Annotated in this window: 11 protein-coding genes; 7 read left to right on the top strand and 4 right to left on the bottom strand. The window is 69.1% G+C overall.

Annotated features, from left to right (window positions below; all coding sequences use genetic code 11):
- Positions 1 to 5: 5 nt before the first annotated feature.
- Complete coding sequence (locus HF576_RS16640) at positions 6 to 2465, bottom strand: DNA gyrase/topoisomerase IV subunit A (protein WP_168913961.1); 2460 nt, start codon at positions 2463 to 2465, stop codon at positions 6 to 8.
- A gap of 68 nt (positions 2466 to 2533) precedes the next feature.
- Here HF576_RS16640 and HF576_RS16635 point away from each other — a divergent pair, with 68 nt between their 5' ends.
- The gene (locus HF576_RS16635; RefSeq protein WP_168913960.1) at positions 2534 to 3649 is read left to right on the top strand and encodes an alkaline phosphatase family protein; all 1116 of its coding nucleotides are present in this window, start codon (positions 2534 to 2536) and stop codon (positions 3647 to 3649) included.
- A gap of 18 nt (positions 3650 to 3667) precedes the next feature.
- Here HF576_RS16635 and sepH read toward each other — a convergent pair whose 3' ends face one another.
- Positions 3668 to 4720: a septation protein SepH gene (gene sepH / locus HF576_RS16630; RefSeq protein WP_168913959.1), complete on the bottom strand. Its 1053-nt coding sequence runs from the start codon at positions 4718 to 4720 to the stop codon at positions 3668 to 3670.
- Between the two features lie 213 nt (positions 4721 to 4933).
- Between sepH and HF576_RS16625 the strand changes: the two genes are divergently transcribed.
- Entirely contained in the window at positions 4934 to 5227 is a 294-nt protein-coding gene (locus tag HF576_RS16625) for a DUF4193 domain-containing protein (RefSeq protein WP_168913958.1), read from the top strand.
- Here HF576_RS16625 and HF576_RS16620 read toward each other — a convergent pair.
- On the bottom strand, positions 5202 to 5690 hold the full coding sequence (locus HF576_RS16620) for a DUF3093 domain-containing protein (protein ID WP_168913957.1): 489 nt from the start codon (positions 5688 to 5690) through the stop codon (positions 5202 to 5204). The two genes, HF576_RS16625 and HF576_RS16620, sit on opposite strands and share 26 nt — an antisense overlap.
- A gap of 12 nt (positions 5691 to 5702) precedes the next feature.
- Between HF576_RS16620 and dut the strand changes: the two genes are divergently transcribed.
- The 5 genes from dut (at position 5703) to dxs (ending at position 12630) form a co-directional block, all read left to right on the top strand.
- On the top strand, positions 5703 to 6224 hold the full coding sequence (gene dut / locus HF576_RS16615; RefSeq protein WP_343234323.1) for a dUTP diphosphatase: 522 nt from the start codon (positions 5703 to 5705) through the stop codon (positions 6222 to 6224).
- Positions 6221 to 6820: a DUF3710 domain-containing protein gene (locus HF576_RS16610; protein WP_168913956.1), complete on the top strand. Its 600-nt coding sequence runs from the start codon at positions 6221 to 6223 to the stop codon at positions 6818 to 6820. Before dut ends, HF576_RS16610 begins: the two co-directional genes overlap by 4 nt.
- Positions 6817 to 7587 (top strand): DUF3159 domain-containing protein, encoded by a 771-nt coding sequence (locus HF576_RS16605; RefSeq protein WP_168913955.1) that lies wholly within the window; start codon positions 6817 to 6819, stop codon positions 7585 to 7587. Before HF576_RS16610 ends, HF576_RS16605 begins: the two co-directional genes overlap by 4 nt.
- Positions 7588 to 7722: 135 nt before the next feature.
- Complete coding sequence (locus tag HF576_RS16600) at positions 7723 to 10557, top strand: aconitate hydratase AcnA (RefSeq protein ID WP_168913954.1); 2835 nt, start codon at positions 7723 to 7725, stop codon at positions 10555 to 10557.
- 96 nt (positions 10558 to 10653) lie between these two features.
- Positions 10654 to 12630, top strand: coding sequence for a 1-deoxy-D-xylulose-5-phosphate synthase (gene dxs / locus HF576_RS16595; protein ID WP_168913953.1), 1977 nt, complete (start codon positions 10654 to 10656; stop codon positions 12628 to 12630).
- Between the two features lie 66 nt (positions 12631 to 12696).
- On the opposite strand, the gene HF576_RS16590 is transcribed toward dxs, so the two are convergent.
- A complete protein-coding gene (locus tag HF576_RS16590; protein WP_168913952.1) occupies positions 12697 to 14841 on the bottom strand; it encodes a 3-hydroxyacyl-CoA dehydrogenase NAD-binding domain-containing protein in 2145 nt (714 codons plus the stop codon).
- Position 14842 lies beyond the last annotated feature (1 nt).

The following is a 14842-nucleotide window of genomic DNA, read 5'->3' as shown; positions in this document are numbered from 1 at the left end:
AGTCGCTACCGCACGCCGGTGCCCACCGCGCCGATGACGCCGTCCAGCGGCACGCCCGAGGCGTCCCGCTTCGCACCAGCGGGCGGCAACGCGCGCGTCGCGCCATCGGTGCCCACGGCGCGCGGATCGGTGCCGGCCCATGCGAGCGTCAGCGCGTCCTCGCCCTTCAGCAGGCGCTGAGCGCGCACTCCACCGGTAGCCCGGCCCTTCGCGGGGAACTCGCTGAAGAGCGAGACCTTGGCGCTGCCGGCATCCGTCCCCGCCAGGGCGGTCGTGGAGCCGGCGACGGTGACGACCACGGCCTCGAAGTCGGAGGGTCCGACCACATCGAACGCGATCACCTGGGCGCCGTCGCTGAGGCGGATCCCTGCCATGCCCCCCGCCGATCGCCCCTGCGGCCGAACTGACGAGGCATCGAAGCGCAGCAGCTGTGCATCGCTGGCGACGAACACCAGCTCGGCGCCGTCCGATGCGGGCGCTGCACCCACGACGCGATCGCCGTCCCTCAGCGCGATGATCTCGATGTCGTGCTTCGTACCGAGCTCGGTAGCCGAGACGCGTTTGACGATGCCCTGCTGCGTGCCGATCGCGATGGGAGGCGCCTCGGTGAGGGGCACCAGTGCGACGACATGCTCGCCGCCGGACAGCCCGAGGTACTGGTCGGCACGCGTGCCCGCAGCCAGCTGGACGGAATTGCCGGGAACCGAGGGAAGGTCGACAGGCGAGAAGCGGATGAGGCGACCCGCGCTGGTCACTGCTCCGACGTCCCCGCGCGTGGTCGAATCGACCGCCGAGCGGACGGCGTCGTGCTTGGATCGCCGCGACGGCGGCACGATCCCGCCGCCCGCGGCGTCGGCCGCAAGCGCCGCCCGGACCATGCGTCCGGTGGCCGAGAGGAAGACGCGGCACGGCTCGTCGGCGATCTGCAGGTCCGCTGCAGCCGCGGCGGCGCGCGAGCGCGGCGCCACGGGGCCGCCGTTGAGCAACAGCGTTCGTCTCGGCGTGCCGAACTGCTCGGCGGTGGCATCGAGTTCGCGGGCCACCTGCGCGCGCAGCAGCACATCACTGGCGAGCAGCGTCTCGAGTTCGGCGATCTCGGCCTTGAGCTTGTCTCGCTCGGCCTCGAGCTCGATGCGCGAGAACTTGGTGAGTCGACGCAGGCGCAGTTCGAGGATGTACTCCGCCTGCGGATCGGACAGGTCGAACACGTCCATCAGGCGTGTGCGTGCCTGCTCCCCGTCATCGGACGTGCGGATGACCTGGATCACCTCGTCGATGTCGAGGATCGCGATCAGGAGCCCCTCGACGAGGTGCAGTCGCTCCTTGCGGCGTGCCAGGCGGAACTGGCTGCGACGCGTCACGACGCTCAGACGGTGGTCGAGGTAGACCTGCAGAAGCTCCTTGAGCCCCAGGGTCTGCGGCTGACCCTCGACCAGGGCGACGTTGTTGATGCTGAAGGAGTCTTCGAGCGGCGTGAGGCGGTACAGGTGCTCGAGCACCGCCTGCGGGTCGAACCCGGTCTTGATGCCGATGACGAGCCGCAGGCCCTTGTGCCGATCCGTGAGGTCGGTGACGTCGGCGATGCCCTGCAGCTTCTTGGCCGTCACCGCGTCTTTGATCTTCTCGATGATCCGCTCGGGGCCGACCAGGTACGGAAGCTCGGTCACCACCAGCCCGGTGCGGCGGGGCCCGAGGGGCTCCACAGCGACCTTCGCCCGCGTGCGGAAGCTGCCGCGGCCGGTCGTGTAGGCGTCCTTGATGCCGTCCAGCCCGACGATGATGCCGCCGCCGGGAAGGTCGGGCCCCGGCACGTACTCCATGAGTTCTTCGACCGTCGCGTCGGGGTTCTCGAGCAGGTGCGTCGCGGCACCCACGACCTCGATGAGGTTGTGCGGCGCCATGTTGGTCGCCATGCCGACGGCGATGCCGGTGGTGCCGTTCACGAGCAGATTGGGGAACGCCGAGGGGAGCACCTCGGGCTGCTGGAACTGCCCGTCGTAGTTGGGGATGAAGTCGACGACGTCCTCGTCGAGGTTCTCGGTCAGCGCCAGTGCGGAGGGCGCCAGCCGTGCCTCGGTGTAGCGAGGGGCCGCCGGCCCGTCGTCGAGCGACCCGAAGTTGCCGTGACCGTCGACCAGAGGGACCCGCAGCGAGAAGGGCTGCGCGAGGCGCACGAGCGCGTCGTAGATCGGAGCGTCGCCGTGCGGATGCAGCTTTCCCATCACTTCGCCGACGACGCGGGCGCTCTTCACATGGCCGCGGTCGGGCCGCAGGCCCATGTCGGCCATCTGGAAGAGGATGCGGCGCTGGACCGGCTTGAGTCCGTCGCGCGCGTCCGGCAGGGCGCGCGAATAGATGACGGAGTACGCGTACTCGAGAAAGGACGTCTGCATCTCTGACGAGACGTCGATGTCCTCGATGCGGCCGTGATCGGCGGGTGCAGGTTCGGTGCGGGAAGCGGGCATAGACGAATGGGGCCTCGGGTGACGGCGGAGCGGCGGGGGGCTTCTGGCGGTATGCGAGACTGGCCCCGATGTCCCTCAGCCTACCCGCGGACCCGCCGCACGCCCGGAGCCTCACCCGTGTCGTCCCGGAGATCTCGGCGGCGCTCGATGGGCGCTCCGGCTGGTTCGCGCCGGCGCGCAGCGCGGTCGTCTGGGTGCTGGACGGCCTCGGCGCGCATAACCTGGCGTCGCGGGCCGGCCACGCGCGATTCCTCTCCGGCGCCAGGGCGAAGAAGGATGCCGCGCGCACCGTCTTCCCGTCGACCACGGCGGCAGCGCTCACCAGCCTGCTGACAGGAACGACGCCGGGGCAGCATGGCCTCGTCGGGTACCGCGCCCGCGTGCCCGGCACCGACGACGTCGTCAACCAGCTGCGCGGCTGGGACACCGACGGCCTGCCGCTGTCCTTCCAGCGTGCGACGCCGCTGGCGGATTCGCTCGGCCGTCCGTTCTTCACCGTCTCGCGCTCGGAGTACGCCGGCACCGGATTCACCGCTGTGACGCTCGGCGGCGCCGAGTTCCACGGTGTCGATGATCTGAGCGAACGCGTTCGTGTGGCTGCCGACCTCGCGGCGCGGCATCCGGGATCGATCGTCTATCTCTACGCGCCGGATCTTGATTCGGTCGGGCACAAGCGCGGCTGGGAATCGGACGAATGGATCTCGACGCTCGAGTCCGTCGATGCGGCCGCACGTCTCCTCGACGCCTCACTGACGCAGGACACCGGGGTCATCGTCACCTCGGACCACGGCATGGTCGACGTGCCGCGGCACCGCCACGTGCTGCTCGGCGACGGCGACGAGCGCCTCGACGGTGTGCGGCTGATCGGGGGAGAGCCCCGGATGCTGCATCTCTACGCCGAGCCGGGAGAGGAGACCGGCGTGCTGGCGCGATGGCGCGACGCGGAGGGCGCCCGCTCGTGGGTCTTCGCCCGCGACGAAGTCGTGACGTCCGGTCTCATGGGCGTCGTCGCGCCCGAGGTCATCGAGCGGATCGGGGACGTGATCGTCGCTCCCCGTGCGGGCATCGCGTACTACGACGATCGCCTGGCCGACAAGGCGCCGCAGCGCATGGTCGGCCAGCATGGATCGCTGACGGACGACGAGCGGATCGTGCCGCTGATCCGCCTCGGCGCCTTCGCCTGAGGCGTCCGCTCGCGTCGCTCAGTCCTCGGTGCGCGCTCCGAAGACGATCTCGTCCCACGACGGCATCGACGTCCGGCCTTTGCGGCGACCCGCCTCGGCGACGGCCGGCGTCGATGCGGGGTAGCCGGGGGAGTCGTCGGAGGTGTCGGGCTCGTCCTCCGAGGGCGCTTCGTCATAGCCGGGCTCGAGCGCGTCGAACAGCGCGACCGGTGCCGTGCCTCTCGAGGGAGCGGCGGCGACCTCTTCGGCACCCGGAAGCGGCTCGCGCTGACCGCGACGCCGACGCAGCGCCTCCAACAGGTCGGCCGTCTCGGCCGAGGTCACCAGAGGCTCGTCGGCGCGCTTGATGGCAGCCTGCTGTACGGCAGGGGCCGCGGGCGCCGGAAGATCGGGCGACTCGAGGTCGGCGTCGGGAAGACGTCGTGGGCCGAAGGCCCCGCTGTCGAAGCGGGAGTCGTCTTTGGGCTGCACGCTGTCGAGCGCGCGCAGCCGCGGGATCAGTCCCTCGGGCAACGAGCCTTGCCGCGACAGCTGGATCGCATCGGCATTGAGTGGCGAGAGCGTGCTGCGGCGCGGGTCGAAGCCCCAGCGTGCGTCGTGCTCGACGTCGTTCGAGGCGAACTCGAGCTTCACCACCCAGCCGGTCGGCTCCTTCCAGCTGGTCCAGCGTTCGCCACCGGCACCTGCCTCGGCGAGCTTGGCCCGCACCGCGGACCCGAACGTCGCGGGCCCGTCGGCGTCGAAGTCCCCGCCCAGCAGCACCGGCACGGCCAGGGCCTGACCGACGATGTGCTCGCGCTCGGCGAGCACGGGCCCCTCGAAGCGGACGACGTCCTCGACGCGGGCGCCGAGCAGATCGGCGACTTCCTGCGCGGACAGGCCGGCGCGGATATGAGCCTGGATCTCGCGCGGGCTGGGGCGATCCGCCTGCGGATCCGCATCGCGATCGCGGCGAGCACGGCGCAATTCCGCGCGCAGCACATCGTCGACTGCGAGCGAGAACCTCTCGCCAGAGTCGGTCGCCAGGATGAGCTTGTCGTCCTCGGTTCCGATGACCTTGAGCTGTTCCATGCGAAAAGCCCCTCCGATCCCTGCGTGTGCGCCCCATGGTGTCACAGCGAGTAGCGTGCACCGGGAATATCCGGCGCGTGGCGCGAGTTTCACGCCACGCACCGACAGCCGCCGCCGGATCGCATTTGCGAAATGACAGGCGGTCGTGCAAACTATCGCCGCCCCGCAAGGGCGAGCGCAACCCGCGATACCCGGAAGTAGAGACCTTCACGCATGGCCACCGATTACGACGCCCCCCGCAAGACCGAGGACGACAGCGAGTCGATCGAGGCTCTGAAGGAGCGCGTGCCCGACAAGCTCTCGGGCTCTGTCGATGTGGAGGACGCCGACAACCCGTCCGGCTTCGAGCTGCCCGGGGCCGACCTGTCGGACCTCGAGCTCGACGTCGTGGTGCTCCCTCCGCAGGAGGACGAGTTCACGTGTGCGAACTGCTTCCTCGTGAAGCACCGCTCACAGCTCGATCACGACAGCGCCGACGGGCCTATCTGCTCGGAGTGCTCCGCATAGCCTGAGCACGCCTCACCGCGGCGGCGAGGCGATCCGGCGTTCGCGTCGAGATCGTCCACGCCGTCGTCGGGTCGTCGGGGTCCGTCACCGGAATAACGATGACCCCATCGATCCCCCCTCGGATCAGGTGCCACGAGCGCGGGTCCAGACCTGCCCCGCGGGCGTGACGCGCGGCGTCGCCCTGGTGCACCTCGGGGGCACCGAGGAACTCGACGCCGATATGCGCGCGGCCTGTTCGAAGCTCTCCGTCGCGCACCTCGACGACGGGCGAGGCCGCGAGCAGCAGCCCGACGATCGCGATGCCGACGACGGCTCCCACGACGAGCGCGATCGTCGTGTCGATCGGCGAGAACACCAGGGCCGCCATGGGCGCGGCCACGGCGGCAGACCCCAGGATCCACAGCGACGGGCTGAGCCGTTCGCGATAGACGTCGGACCCGACACTGCGCGCTGTCATCTGCATTACCCTCGTGGGGTGACTGAAACGGTGGACGTCCCCATTATCGCCCCCGATGCCCCCGCCTACGCGCACCCCGGAGACGCGGGGGCCGACCTGGTGGCTTCAGAGGCCGTGCGTCTCGAGCCCGGACAGCGCGCGGTCGTGGGCACCGGCATCCGCATCGCCCTTCCCGAGGGCCATGTCGCCTTCGTCGTGCCGCGCAGCGGCCTGGCCGCCAAGCACGGGATCACCGTCGTCAACGCACCGGGCACGGTGGATGCCGGCTACCGCGGCGAGATCAAGGTCATCCTGCTCAACACCGACGCCGAGCACGCCCACGACATCGCGGTGGGCGACCGGATCGCTCAGATGATCGTCATGCCGGTGCCGCGCGTACGGTTCATCCCGGTGGATTCGCTGCCCGAGAGCACCCGAGGCGAGGGCGGCTTCGGCTCCACCGGCTACAACGGGGGCGCGGCGGAGCCGCCGACGAGCGCCGGGGAGTCCTCGCAGGGGGTTCCCGGCGACCAAGACAAGAAGGACGGAGTCCTGGCATGACCGACCCCACTCCCGCCGACGCACCGCGCAAGGTGGCACCGGCGAACCGCGCCGAGACGGGACCGTTCGACGAGTCCGAGGCCAATCCGGTGCGGCCCTACATCGATCTGGGCGGAATCAAGATCCTCCCGCGCGAGGGCCTGAACCTGCGCCTCGAGGTCGAGGAGCAGACCAAGCGGATCGTGGCCGTCGGCCTCGACTACGCAGACTCCACTCTGCAGGTGCAGCCGTTCGCGGCGCCGCGATCTGCCGGCCTCTGGGAAGAGACGCGCGAGCAGATCCGTCAGCAGATCCGCCAGCAGGGCGGCCGCGTCGAGGAGCGAGAGGGCCCGCTCGGGCCCGAGCTGCTCGCCGAGGTCCCCGTCGTCTCTGGTCCTGACAGCACGGCGGGCAAGCGCCTCGCGCGCTTCATCGGGGTCGACGGCCCGCGGTGGTTCCTGCGCGGGGTTATCGGCGGTGCCGCGACGAGCGACGTCGAGGCTGCCGCGAAGGTGGAGGACCTGTTCCGCTCGATCGTCGTGGTGCGTGGCGGTTCGCCGATGCCGCCGCGCGACCTCATCCCGTTGCGGATGCCCGCCACCCCGGGCTCCGCGTGAGCGAGCGCCCCGACCTCTCGCCGCCGGGCCCGGAGTCCGAGCCCGAGCAGCCCTCGGCATCCGACCTGTTCGGCGCCGCCCTCGGGGGCGCAGCTCGGCGCGCCGGCCTGGATCCCGCCGAGAACAAGAGCACCGGTCATGTCGTGTGGGCGGCCATGGGCGGCTGGCGCGGCGTCCTGGAGTCCGTGCTGCCGGGTCTGGTGTTCATCGTCGTCTACACCGTGACGATCGACCCGGCCACGGGTGAGGGCAACCTGTGGCTCTCGCTCGGGCTGTCGGTGGGCATTGCGCTCGTCTTCACCGTCGTGCGACTGATCGCCCGGCAGCCGGTCACCGCTGCGATCGGGGGACTCGTCGCGGCCGGCGCGGCGGCGGCGTTCGCCGCATTCACCGGCGAAGCAGGCAACAACTTCATCCCCGGCTTCATCACGAACGCCGTGTACGGGTCGGCGTTCCTGATCTCGGCCCTCGTGGGCTGGTCGCTCATCGGTCTCGCGGTCGGCTTCCTGATGGGGGAGGGCACCGCGTGGCGCGCGGACAAGCGCAAGCGGCGGGTGTTCTTCTGGCTCGCGATCGCCTGGGCGTCGCTGTTCGCGGCGCGGCTCCTGGTGCAGCTGCCGCTGTACCTGGCAGATCTGGCGGGCGAGCCGGGTGCGATCACCGCGCTCGGCACCCTGAAGCTGGTGATGGGGCTCCCGCTCTTCGCGCCGTTGGTCGCGGTGACGTGGCTCGCCGTGCGAGCGCTCTACCCGCCGGCTGCGAAGTGATACATTTATCTTGATATCGAGATAAATTCTTCCCCTCACGGATTAGGTTGACCTCACTAGCCGACGGCTTCGAGGCGGGGGAAGATGGGAATGCCGGGCCTCGGCCCGATCCCGCCGCCGACGAAGGAGACACACGTGTCCACGGTTGACAGCTTCGGTGCCAAGAGCACCCTGACGGTCGGCAGCACCGACTACGAGATCTTCCGCATCAGCACCGTCGAGGGCTACGACAGGCTCCCGTTCAGCTTGAAGGTGCTCCTCGAGAACCTTCTTCGCACCGAGGACGGCGCGAACGTCACCAAGCAGCAGATCCAGGCCCTCGGGGCATGGGATGCCGATGCCGAGCCGAGCACCGAGATCCAGTTCACGCCGGCCCGCGTGGTGATGCAGGACTTCACCGGTGTCCCCTGCATCGTCGACCTCGCCACCATGCGCGAGGCCGTCGAAGCCCTCGGCGGAGATCCCAAGCGGATCAACCCGCTGTCGCCTGCAGAGATGGTGATCGACCATTCGGTCATCGCCGACCTGTTCGGCACCGAGAACGCCCTCGAGCGCAACGTCGAGATCGAGTACGAGCGCAACGGCGAGCGGTACCAGTTCCTCCGCTGGGGACAGACGGCGTTCGACGACTTCAAGGTCGTTCCGCCCGGGACCGGCATCGTCCACCAGGTCAACATCGAGCACCTCGCCAAGGTCATCTACGACCGGGAGGTCGGCGGCGTCCTCCGCGCCTACCCCGACACCTGCGTCGGCACCGACTCGCACACCACGATGGTCAACGGCCTCGGCGTGCTCGGCTGGGGCGTCGGCGGCATCGAGGCTGAGGCCGCGATGCTCGGCCAGCCGGTGTCCATGCTCATCCCGCGCGTGGTGGGCTTCAAGCTCTCGGGCAGCATCCCGACGGGCGTGACCGCGACCGACGTCGTCCTCACGATCACCGACATGCTGCGCCAGCACGGCGTCGTCGGCAAGTTCGTCGAGTTCTACGGCGAAGGCGTCGCGTCCGTCCCGCTCGCGAACCGAGCGACCATCGGCAACATGAGCCCCGAGTTCGGCTCGACCGCCGCCATCTTCCCGATCGACGACGTGACGATCGACTACCTCCGGCTCACCGGGCGCAGCGAGCAGAGCCTCGCGCTCGTCGAGGCCTATGCCAAGGAGCAGCGCCTGTGGCACGACCCCGCGGTCGAGCCCGTGTTCAGCGAGTACCTCGAGCTCGATCTGTCGACGGTCGTTCCTTCGATCGCCGGCCCGAAGCGCCCGCAGGACCGCATCCGGCTGACCGACGCCAAGTCGCAGTTCGAGAAGGACATCGTCAACTACGCCAACCCGACCGAGTCCACCTCGATCGTCGACCTCGAGTCGAAGCACTCGTTCCCGGCTTCCGACCCGGGCGCCGTTCCCGGCGAGGAGGAGCCGGTCACGCGGACCGTGCACATCGCCAGCGGCGGACCGGCCGCGGCATCCAAGCCGGTCACGGTGACGCCCGAAGACGGCAGCCCGTACATCATCGACAACGGCGCGGTCACGATCGCGGCGATCACCTCGTGCACGAACACGTCGAACCCGTCGGTCATGCTCGCCGCCGGCCTGCTCGCCCGCAACGCGGTCAAGAAGGGCCTCAAGGCCAAGCCGTGGGTCAAGACGACGCTCGCTCCGGGCTCGAAGGTCGTCACCGATTACTACGAGAAGGCCGGTCTCACGAAGGACCTCGAAGACCTCGGGTTCTACACGGTGGGCTACGGCTGCACGACGTGCATCGGCAACTCCGGTCCTCTCATCGAGGAGGTGTCGGCGGCCGTGCAGGAGCACGATCTCGCCGTGACAGCCGTCCTCTCGGGGAACCGCAACTTCGAAGGCCGCATCAACCCCGACGTCAAGATGAACTACCTCGCGAGCCCGCCGCTCGTGATCGCGTACTCGCTGGCCGGCTCGATGCACTTCGACTTCGAGACCGACCCGCTCGGCACGGACCAGGACGGCAACGACGTCTTCTTGAAGGACATCTGGCCGGATGCCGCCGAGGTCCAGGCGACGATCGACTCGTCGATCAGCGAGGACATGTTCACCAAGCAGTACGCCACCGTGTTCGAGGGCGACGACCGCTGGAAGAACCTGCCGACCCCGACCGGCGACGTCTTCGAGTGGAACGAGTCCTCGACGTACGTGCGCAAGCCTCCGTACTTCGACGGCATGACCATGGAGCTGACCCCGGTCGCCGACATCCAGGGCGCACGCGTGCTGGCGACGCTCGGTGACTCGGTCACGACCGACCACATCTCGCCTGCGGGAAACATCAAGGCCGGCACGCCGGCGGCGCAGTACCTCACCGAGCACGGCGTCGCGCAGAAGGACTTCAACTCGTACGGCTCGCGCCGCGGCAACCACGAGGTCATGATCCGCGGCACGTTCGCGAACATCCGCCTGAAGAACGAGCTCGTGGCCGCCGTCAACGACGGGCAGATCGTCGAAGGCGGCTACACCCGCGACTTCACGCAGCCGGACGGACCGCAGTCGTTCATCTACGACGCGAGCCAGAACTACCAGGCCCAGGGCACCCCGCTGGTGATCTTCGGCGGCAAGGAGTACGGCTCGGGCTCGTCGCGCGACTGGGCGGCCAAGGGCACCAGCCTGCTGGGCGTCAAGGCGGTCATCACCGAGAGCTTCGAGCGCATCCACCGCTCGAACCTCATCGGCATGGGCGTCGTGCCGCTGCAGTTCACGGCCGGGCAGAGCTGGTCGTCCCTCGGACTCGACGGCACCGAGATCGTCTCGATCGAGGGGCTCGAGCAGCTCAACGAGGGCGTCACGCCCAAGACGGTCCACGTCACGGCGGCCCCGAGCGAGTTCTCGGCGCCCGGCAAGGAGACCGTCGAGTTCGACGCCGTGGTGCGCATCGACACGCCCGGTGAGGCGGACTACTACCGCAACGGCGGCATCCTGCAGTACGTGCTGCGCTCGCTCGTCTGACAGCTGATTCACGGGGACCGGATGCTGCGGCATCCGGTCCCCGCTTCATGCCCGGGTAGACTTGCAGAGCCCTTCCGGGGCCGGAAAGGAGCCGGGATGTCGTTGTTGTCGTCCATCACCGGGCCTCGCGATCTCGACGCACTGAGCCTCGATCAACTCGAGCAGCTCGCGGACGAGATCCGCGGATTCCTCGTCGAGAATGTCTCGCGGACCGGCGGTCATCTCGGCCCCAACCTCGGCGTCGTGGAGCTCACCATCGCTCTGCACCGCGTGTTCGACTCGCCCGCCGACCCGATGATCTTCGACACCGGGCACCAGTCGTACGTCCACAAGCTGCTGACCGGCAGACAGGACTTCTCGAGGCTCCGTGCGCGGGGTGGCCTGGCCGGCTATCCGCAGCGCTCCGAGAGCGCGCACGATGTCGTGGAGTCCTCACACGCCTCGAGCTCGCTCAGCTGGGCGGACGGGGTCTCACGGGCTCTCACGCGCACCGGACGCAAGGATCGCCACGTCATCGCCGTCGTAGGCGACGGTGCGCTCACCGGTGGCATGACGTGGGAGGCGCTGAACAACATCTCCGACGACAACGATCGCAACCTCATCATCGTGGTCAACGACAACGGCCGCTCGTATGCTCCCACGATCGGCGGCATGGCGCGCTACCTCAACCGGGTGCGCACGGCCGAGACGTATCGCTCGCTGCACCGCGGCTCGGACACCCTGTTCCGCAAGCTGGGGCCGGCGGCCCGGGCGGTGTACCGCGGCGTCCGCGGCGGCACGCACGGCTTCCTCTCGCGCTTCACCAACAACGCCGCGCTCTACTCCAACCTCGACATCAAATACCTCGGGCCGGTCGACGGCCACGATCTGCCCACCCTCATCGAGACGCTCGAACTCGCCAAGGAGTACGGCGCCCCGGTGATCGTGCACGCCATCACCGAGAAGGGCCGCGGGTACGCCCCGGCCCTCGAGGACGAGGCCGACCAGTTCCACGCGGTCGGGAAGATCGACCCCCTCACCGGTGAGGCCGTCGGCGGTGGCAGCGGGGTGGCCTGGACCGATGTCTTCGCCGACGAGCTCGTCACGATCGGTGACGAGCGCGACGACGTCATCGCCATGACCGCCGCCATGCTGCGTCCCACGGGGCTGCTGCCCTTCGCACAGCGATTCCCGGATCGGGTCTACGACGTCGGCATCGCCGAGCAGCACGCCGTCGCGTCCGCGGCGGGGCTGGCATTCGGGGGACTGCACCCGGTCGTGGCGATCTATGCGACCTTCATGAACCGTGCGTTCGACCAGGTACTGATGGACGTCGCCCTGCACCGGGCGGGCGTGACCTTCGTGCTCGACCGCGCCGGGGTCACCGGCCCCGACGGCCCGAGCCACCACGGCATCTGGGATCTCGCGATGCTTCAGCTGGTGCCGCACGTGCGCATCGCCGTGCCTCGTGACGAGGAGCGGCTGCGCGAGGCGCTGCATGAGGCCGTCGCCGTCGACGACGGCCCCACCGTCGTGCGATTCCCCAAGGGCAGCGTCAGCCCGGAGCTGCCGGCCGTCGAGCGGCTCGCCGACGGGGTGGACGTCCTGGTGCGTTCCACCGCGCAGGATGTGCTGCTGGTCGGCATCGGCCCGATGGCGCACATCGCGGTCGATGTCGCGCGCCGGCTGCGCGCCCAGGGCATCGGCGCGACAGTCGTCGACCCGCGGTGGGTCGTACCCGTGCAGCCGTCGATCGTCGATCTCGCGGCATCCCATCGCCTGGTGATCACGATCGAGGACGGCATCCGCGTGGGCGGGATCGGCACGCGCGTACGCCAGGTGCTGCGCGAGGCCGGAGTCGACACGGCCGTCGACGAGCTCGGTGTGCCCGACGAGTTCATCGACCACTCCACCCGCGAGGAGATCCTCGAGGATGCCGGGCTCACACCGGCCAAGATCGCACAGGACGTGGTGGCCCAGGTGCTCGGCACCCGCATCCCAGTGGCGCGAGGCGCCCAGAACGGCGAACCGACTCCCACCAGCGAGATCCCCACGATCGGCGACCTCGCGCGCACGCGCGACGCCCGCGACTAGCGGCCCGGACGCCGAAAGGGCACGTTCTCACGCGGAGAACGTGCCCTTTCGCCGATTCGCAGTGTGTTACGAGCCGATGCCCTTGATCACGGGGTGGTGGAACGTGTCGCCGAAGACCCGCTCGGAGGCGCCCTCACGATCGAGGTAGGGCGACGCGCCGCCGTCGATGAACGGCCAGCCGGCACCCAGGATGAGGCACAGGTCGATGTCCTCGACCTCGGGCACGACGCCCTCGTCCAGCATGATCCTGATCTCCTGCGCGAGGCCGTCCTGCACGCGCTGGAGGATCACTGCGGAGGATGCCGGAGACGAGCCCACCGCCGGCTTGAGGATCTTCTCCGCCGCCTTCGTCCAGCCTGTGACCCGACCGCCCTTGTCCTTCTCCACGACCTCGGGCAGCTCGGCGAGCGCGTGGAAGTTGTCGTTGGCGTAGAAGCGGTCCGGGAACGCCCCCACCATGGTGTCCTGCACGTGCGCCGCGACCTTCCAGCCCACGAGGTCGATGAGCTGGAAAGGGCCCATCGGCAGTCCGAGAGGCGCGAACGCCTTCTCGACGTCGGCAACGGGTGTTCCCTCGTAGACCGCTCGAGCCGCTTCGCCCATGACCTTCGCGAGCAGCCGGTTGACGACGAATCCGGGAGCATCCGCGGTCAGCACCGCGTTCTTGCCGAGGTTCTTGGCCACCACGAACGCGGTCGAGAGGGCGGCATCCGAAGTCTGCGGCGTCTTCACCACTTCGATCAGCGGCATCACGGCCACCGGGTTGAAGAAGTGGAAGCCCACAAGACGCTCGGGGTGTGCCAGCTTGGCGCCGATCTCCTCGACCGACAGCGACGACGTGTTGGTGGCGAGGATGGCGTCCTCGGCGACGATCTGCTCGATCTCGCCGAACACCTGCTGCTTGACCCCGACCTCTTCGAAGACGGCCTCGATCACGAAGTCGCAGTCGGCGTACAGCGCCTTGTCGGTCGTTCCGGTCACCAGCGCCCGCAGCCGGTTCGCCGCGTCGCCGTCCAGGCGTCCCTTCGCCTCGAGCTTGCCGATCTCGTCGTGGATGTACGCCACGCCCTTGTCGACACGAGCCTGGTCGAGGTCGGTGATGAGGACCGGCACCTGCAGCTTGCGCACGAACAGCAGCGCGAACTGGCTGGCCATGAGCCCGGCGCCGATGATGCCGACCTTCGTGACCTTCTTGGCGAGTTCCTTGTCGGGAGCGCCGACAGGGCGCTTGGCGCGCTTCTGGACGAGATCGAAGGCATACATGGATGCCGCGAACTGATCGCCCGTGACGAGGTCGGCCAGCGCCTCGTCCTCGCGCGCGAACCCTTCCGCCTTGGTGCCGCTCTTCGCCTTGTCGAGCAGGTCCAGGGCCGCATAGGGCGAGCGCGGCACGGTGCCGATCTTCGACTCGAGCATGCCGCGCGCCATCTTCACCGCGATCGGCCACTTCGTGAGGCGCTCGATCTTGCCGGGTTCGTGCTTGCGCTCGACCTTCACCGTGCCGCCGAGCACCCCGTCTGCCCAGCGGAGCGAGTCCTCGAGGTAGTTCGCCGCCGGGAACATCGCGTCGACGATGCCGTAATCCAGCGCCTGCTTTGGCTTGAGCATGCGGTTCTGCTTGAGCGGGTTCGAGATCACGACCTCGAGGGCGTTCTCGATGCCGATGAGGTTCGGCAGCAGGTACGCCCCGCCCCAGCCCGGGATGATGCCGAGGAACACCTCGGGCAGCGCGATCGCCGCGGCCGAGGCATCCACTGTCCGGTACGTGGAATTCAGCGCGATCTCGAGCCCGCCACCGAGCGCGAGCCCGTTGACGAAGGCGAAGGACGGCACGCCGAGATCGGACAGCTTGCCGAGCACGTGGTGGCCGAGCTGCGCGATCAGGCGGGCGTTGTCCTTCGAGCCCACCTTCGAGATGTCGGAGAGGTCGGCGCCCGCAGCAAGGATGTACTGCTTGCCGGTGATGCCGACCGCCTGGATCTCGCCCTTGCCGGCGCGCGTGCGCAGCCCGTCGAGGGTCTCGCCGAGTTCGGTGAGCGTGGCGGGACCGAGCGTGTTCGGCCGCGTGTGGTCGCGCCCGTTGTCGAGCGTGATGAGCGCGAGCACCTTGCCGGACGGGAGCCGGATGTCGCGCACGCGCGAGTGCGTGACGACCTCGCCGTCGGTCAGCGCCTGGATGGGGGAGAAGTCGATCTGTTCGTAGTTCGTCATT

The organism is Microbacterium salsuginis, from assembly GCF_012524205.1.
In the GTDB taxonomy this organism is placed as follows: domain Bacteria; phylum Actinomycetota; class Actinomycetes; order Actinomycetales; family Microbacteriaceae; genus Microbacterium; species Microbacterium salsuginis.
This window is presented reverse-complemented; position numbering and strand designations above follow the sequence as displayed.

Excerpts from the sequence above, each read along its gene's own strand:
- HF576_RS16640 (WP_168913961.1), bottom strand. The coding sequence starts at position 2,465 with ATGCCCGCTTCCCGCACCGAACCTGCACCCGCCGATCACGGCCGCATC.
- HF576_RS16635 (WP_168913960.1), top strand. The coding sequence starts at position 2,534 with ATGTCCCTCAGCCTACCCGCGGACCCGCCGCACGCCCGGAGCCTCACC.
- sepH (WP_168913959.1), bottom strand. The coding sequence starts at position 4,720 with ATGGAACAGCTCAAGGTCATCGGAACCGAGGACGACAAGCTCATCCTG.
- HF576_RS16625 (WP_168913958.1), top strand. The coding sequence starts at position 4,934 with ATGGCCACCGATTACGACGCCCCCCGCAAGACCGAGGACGACAGCGAG.
- HF576_RS16620 (WP_168913957.1), bottom strand. The coding sequence starts at position 5,690 with ATGCAGATGACAGCGCGCAGTGTCGGGTCCGACGTCTATCGCGAACGG.
- HF576_RS16610 (WP_168913956.1), top strand. The coding sequence starts at position 6,221 with ATGACCGACCCCACTCCCGCCGACGCACCGCGCAAGGTGGCACCGGCG.
- dxs (WP_168913953.1), top strand. The coding sequence starts at position 10,654 with ATGTCGTTGTTGTCGTCCATCACCGGGCCTCGCGATCTCGACGCACTG.
- HF576_RS16590 (WP_168913952.1), bottom strand. The coding sequence starts at position 14,841 with ATGACGAACTACGAACAGATCGACTTCTCCCCCATCCAGGCGCTGACC.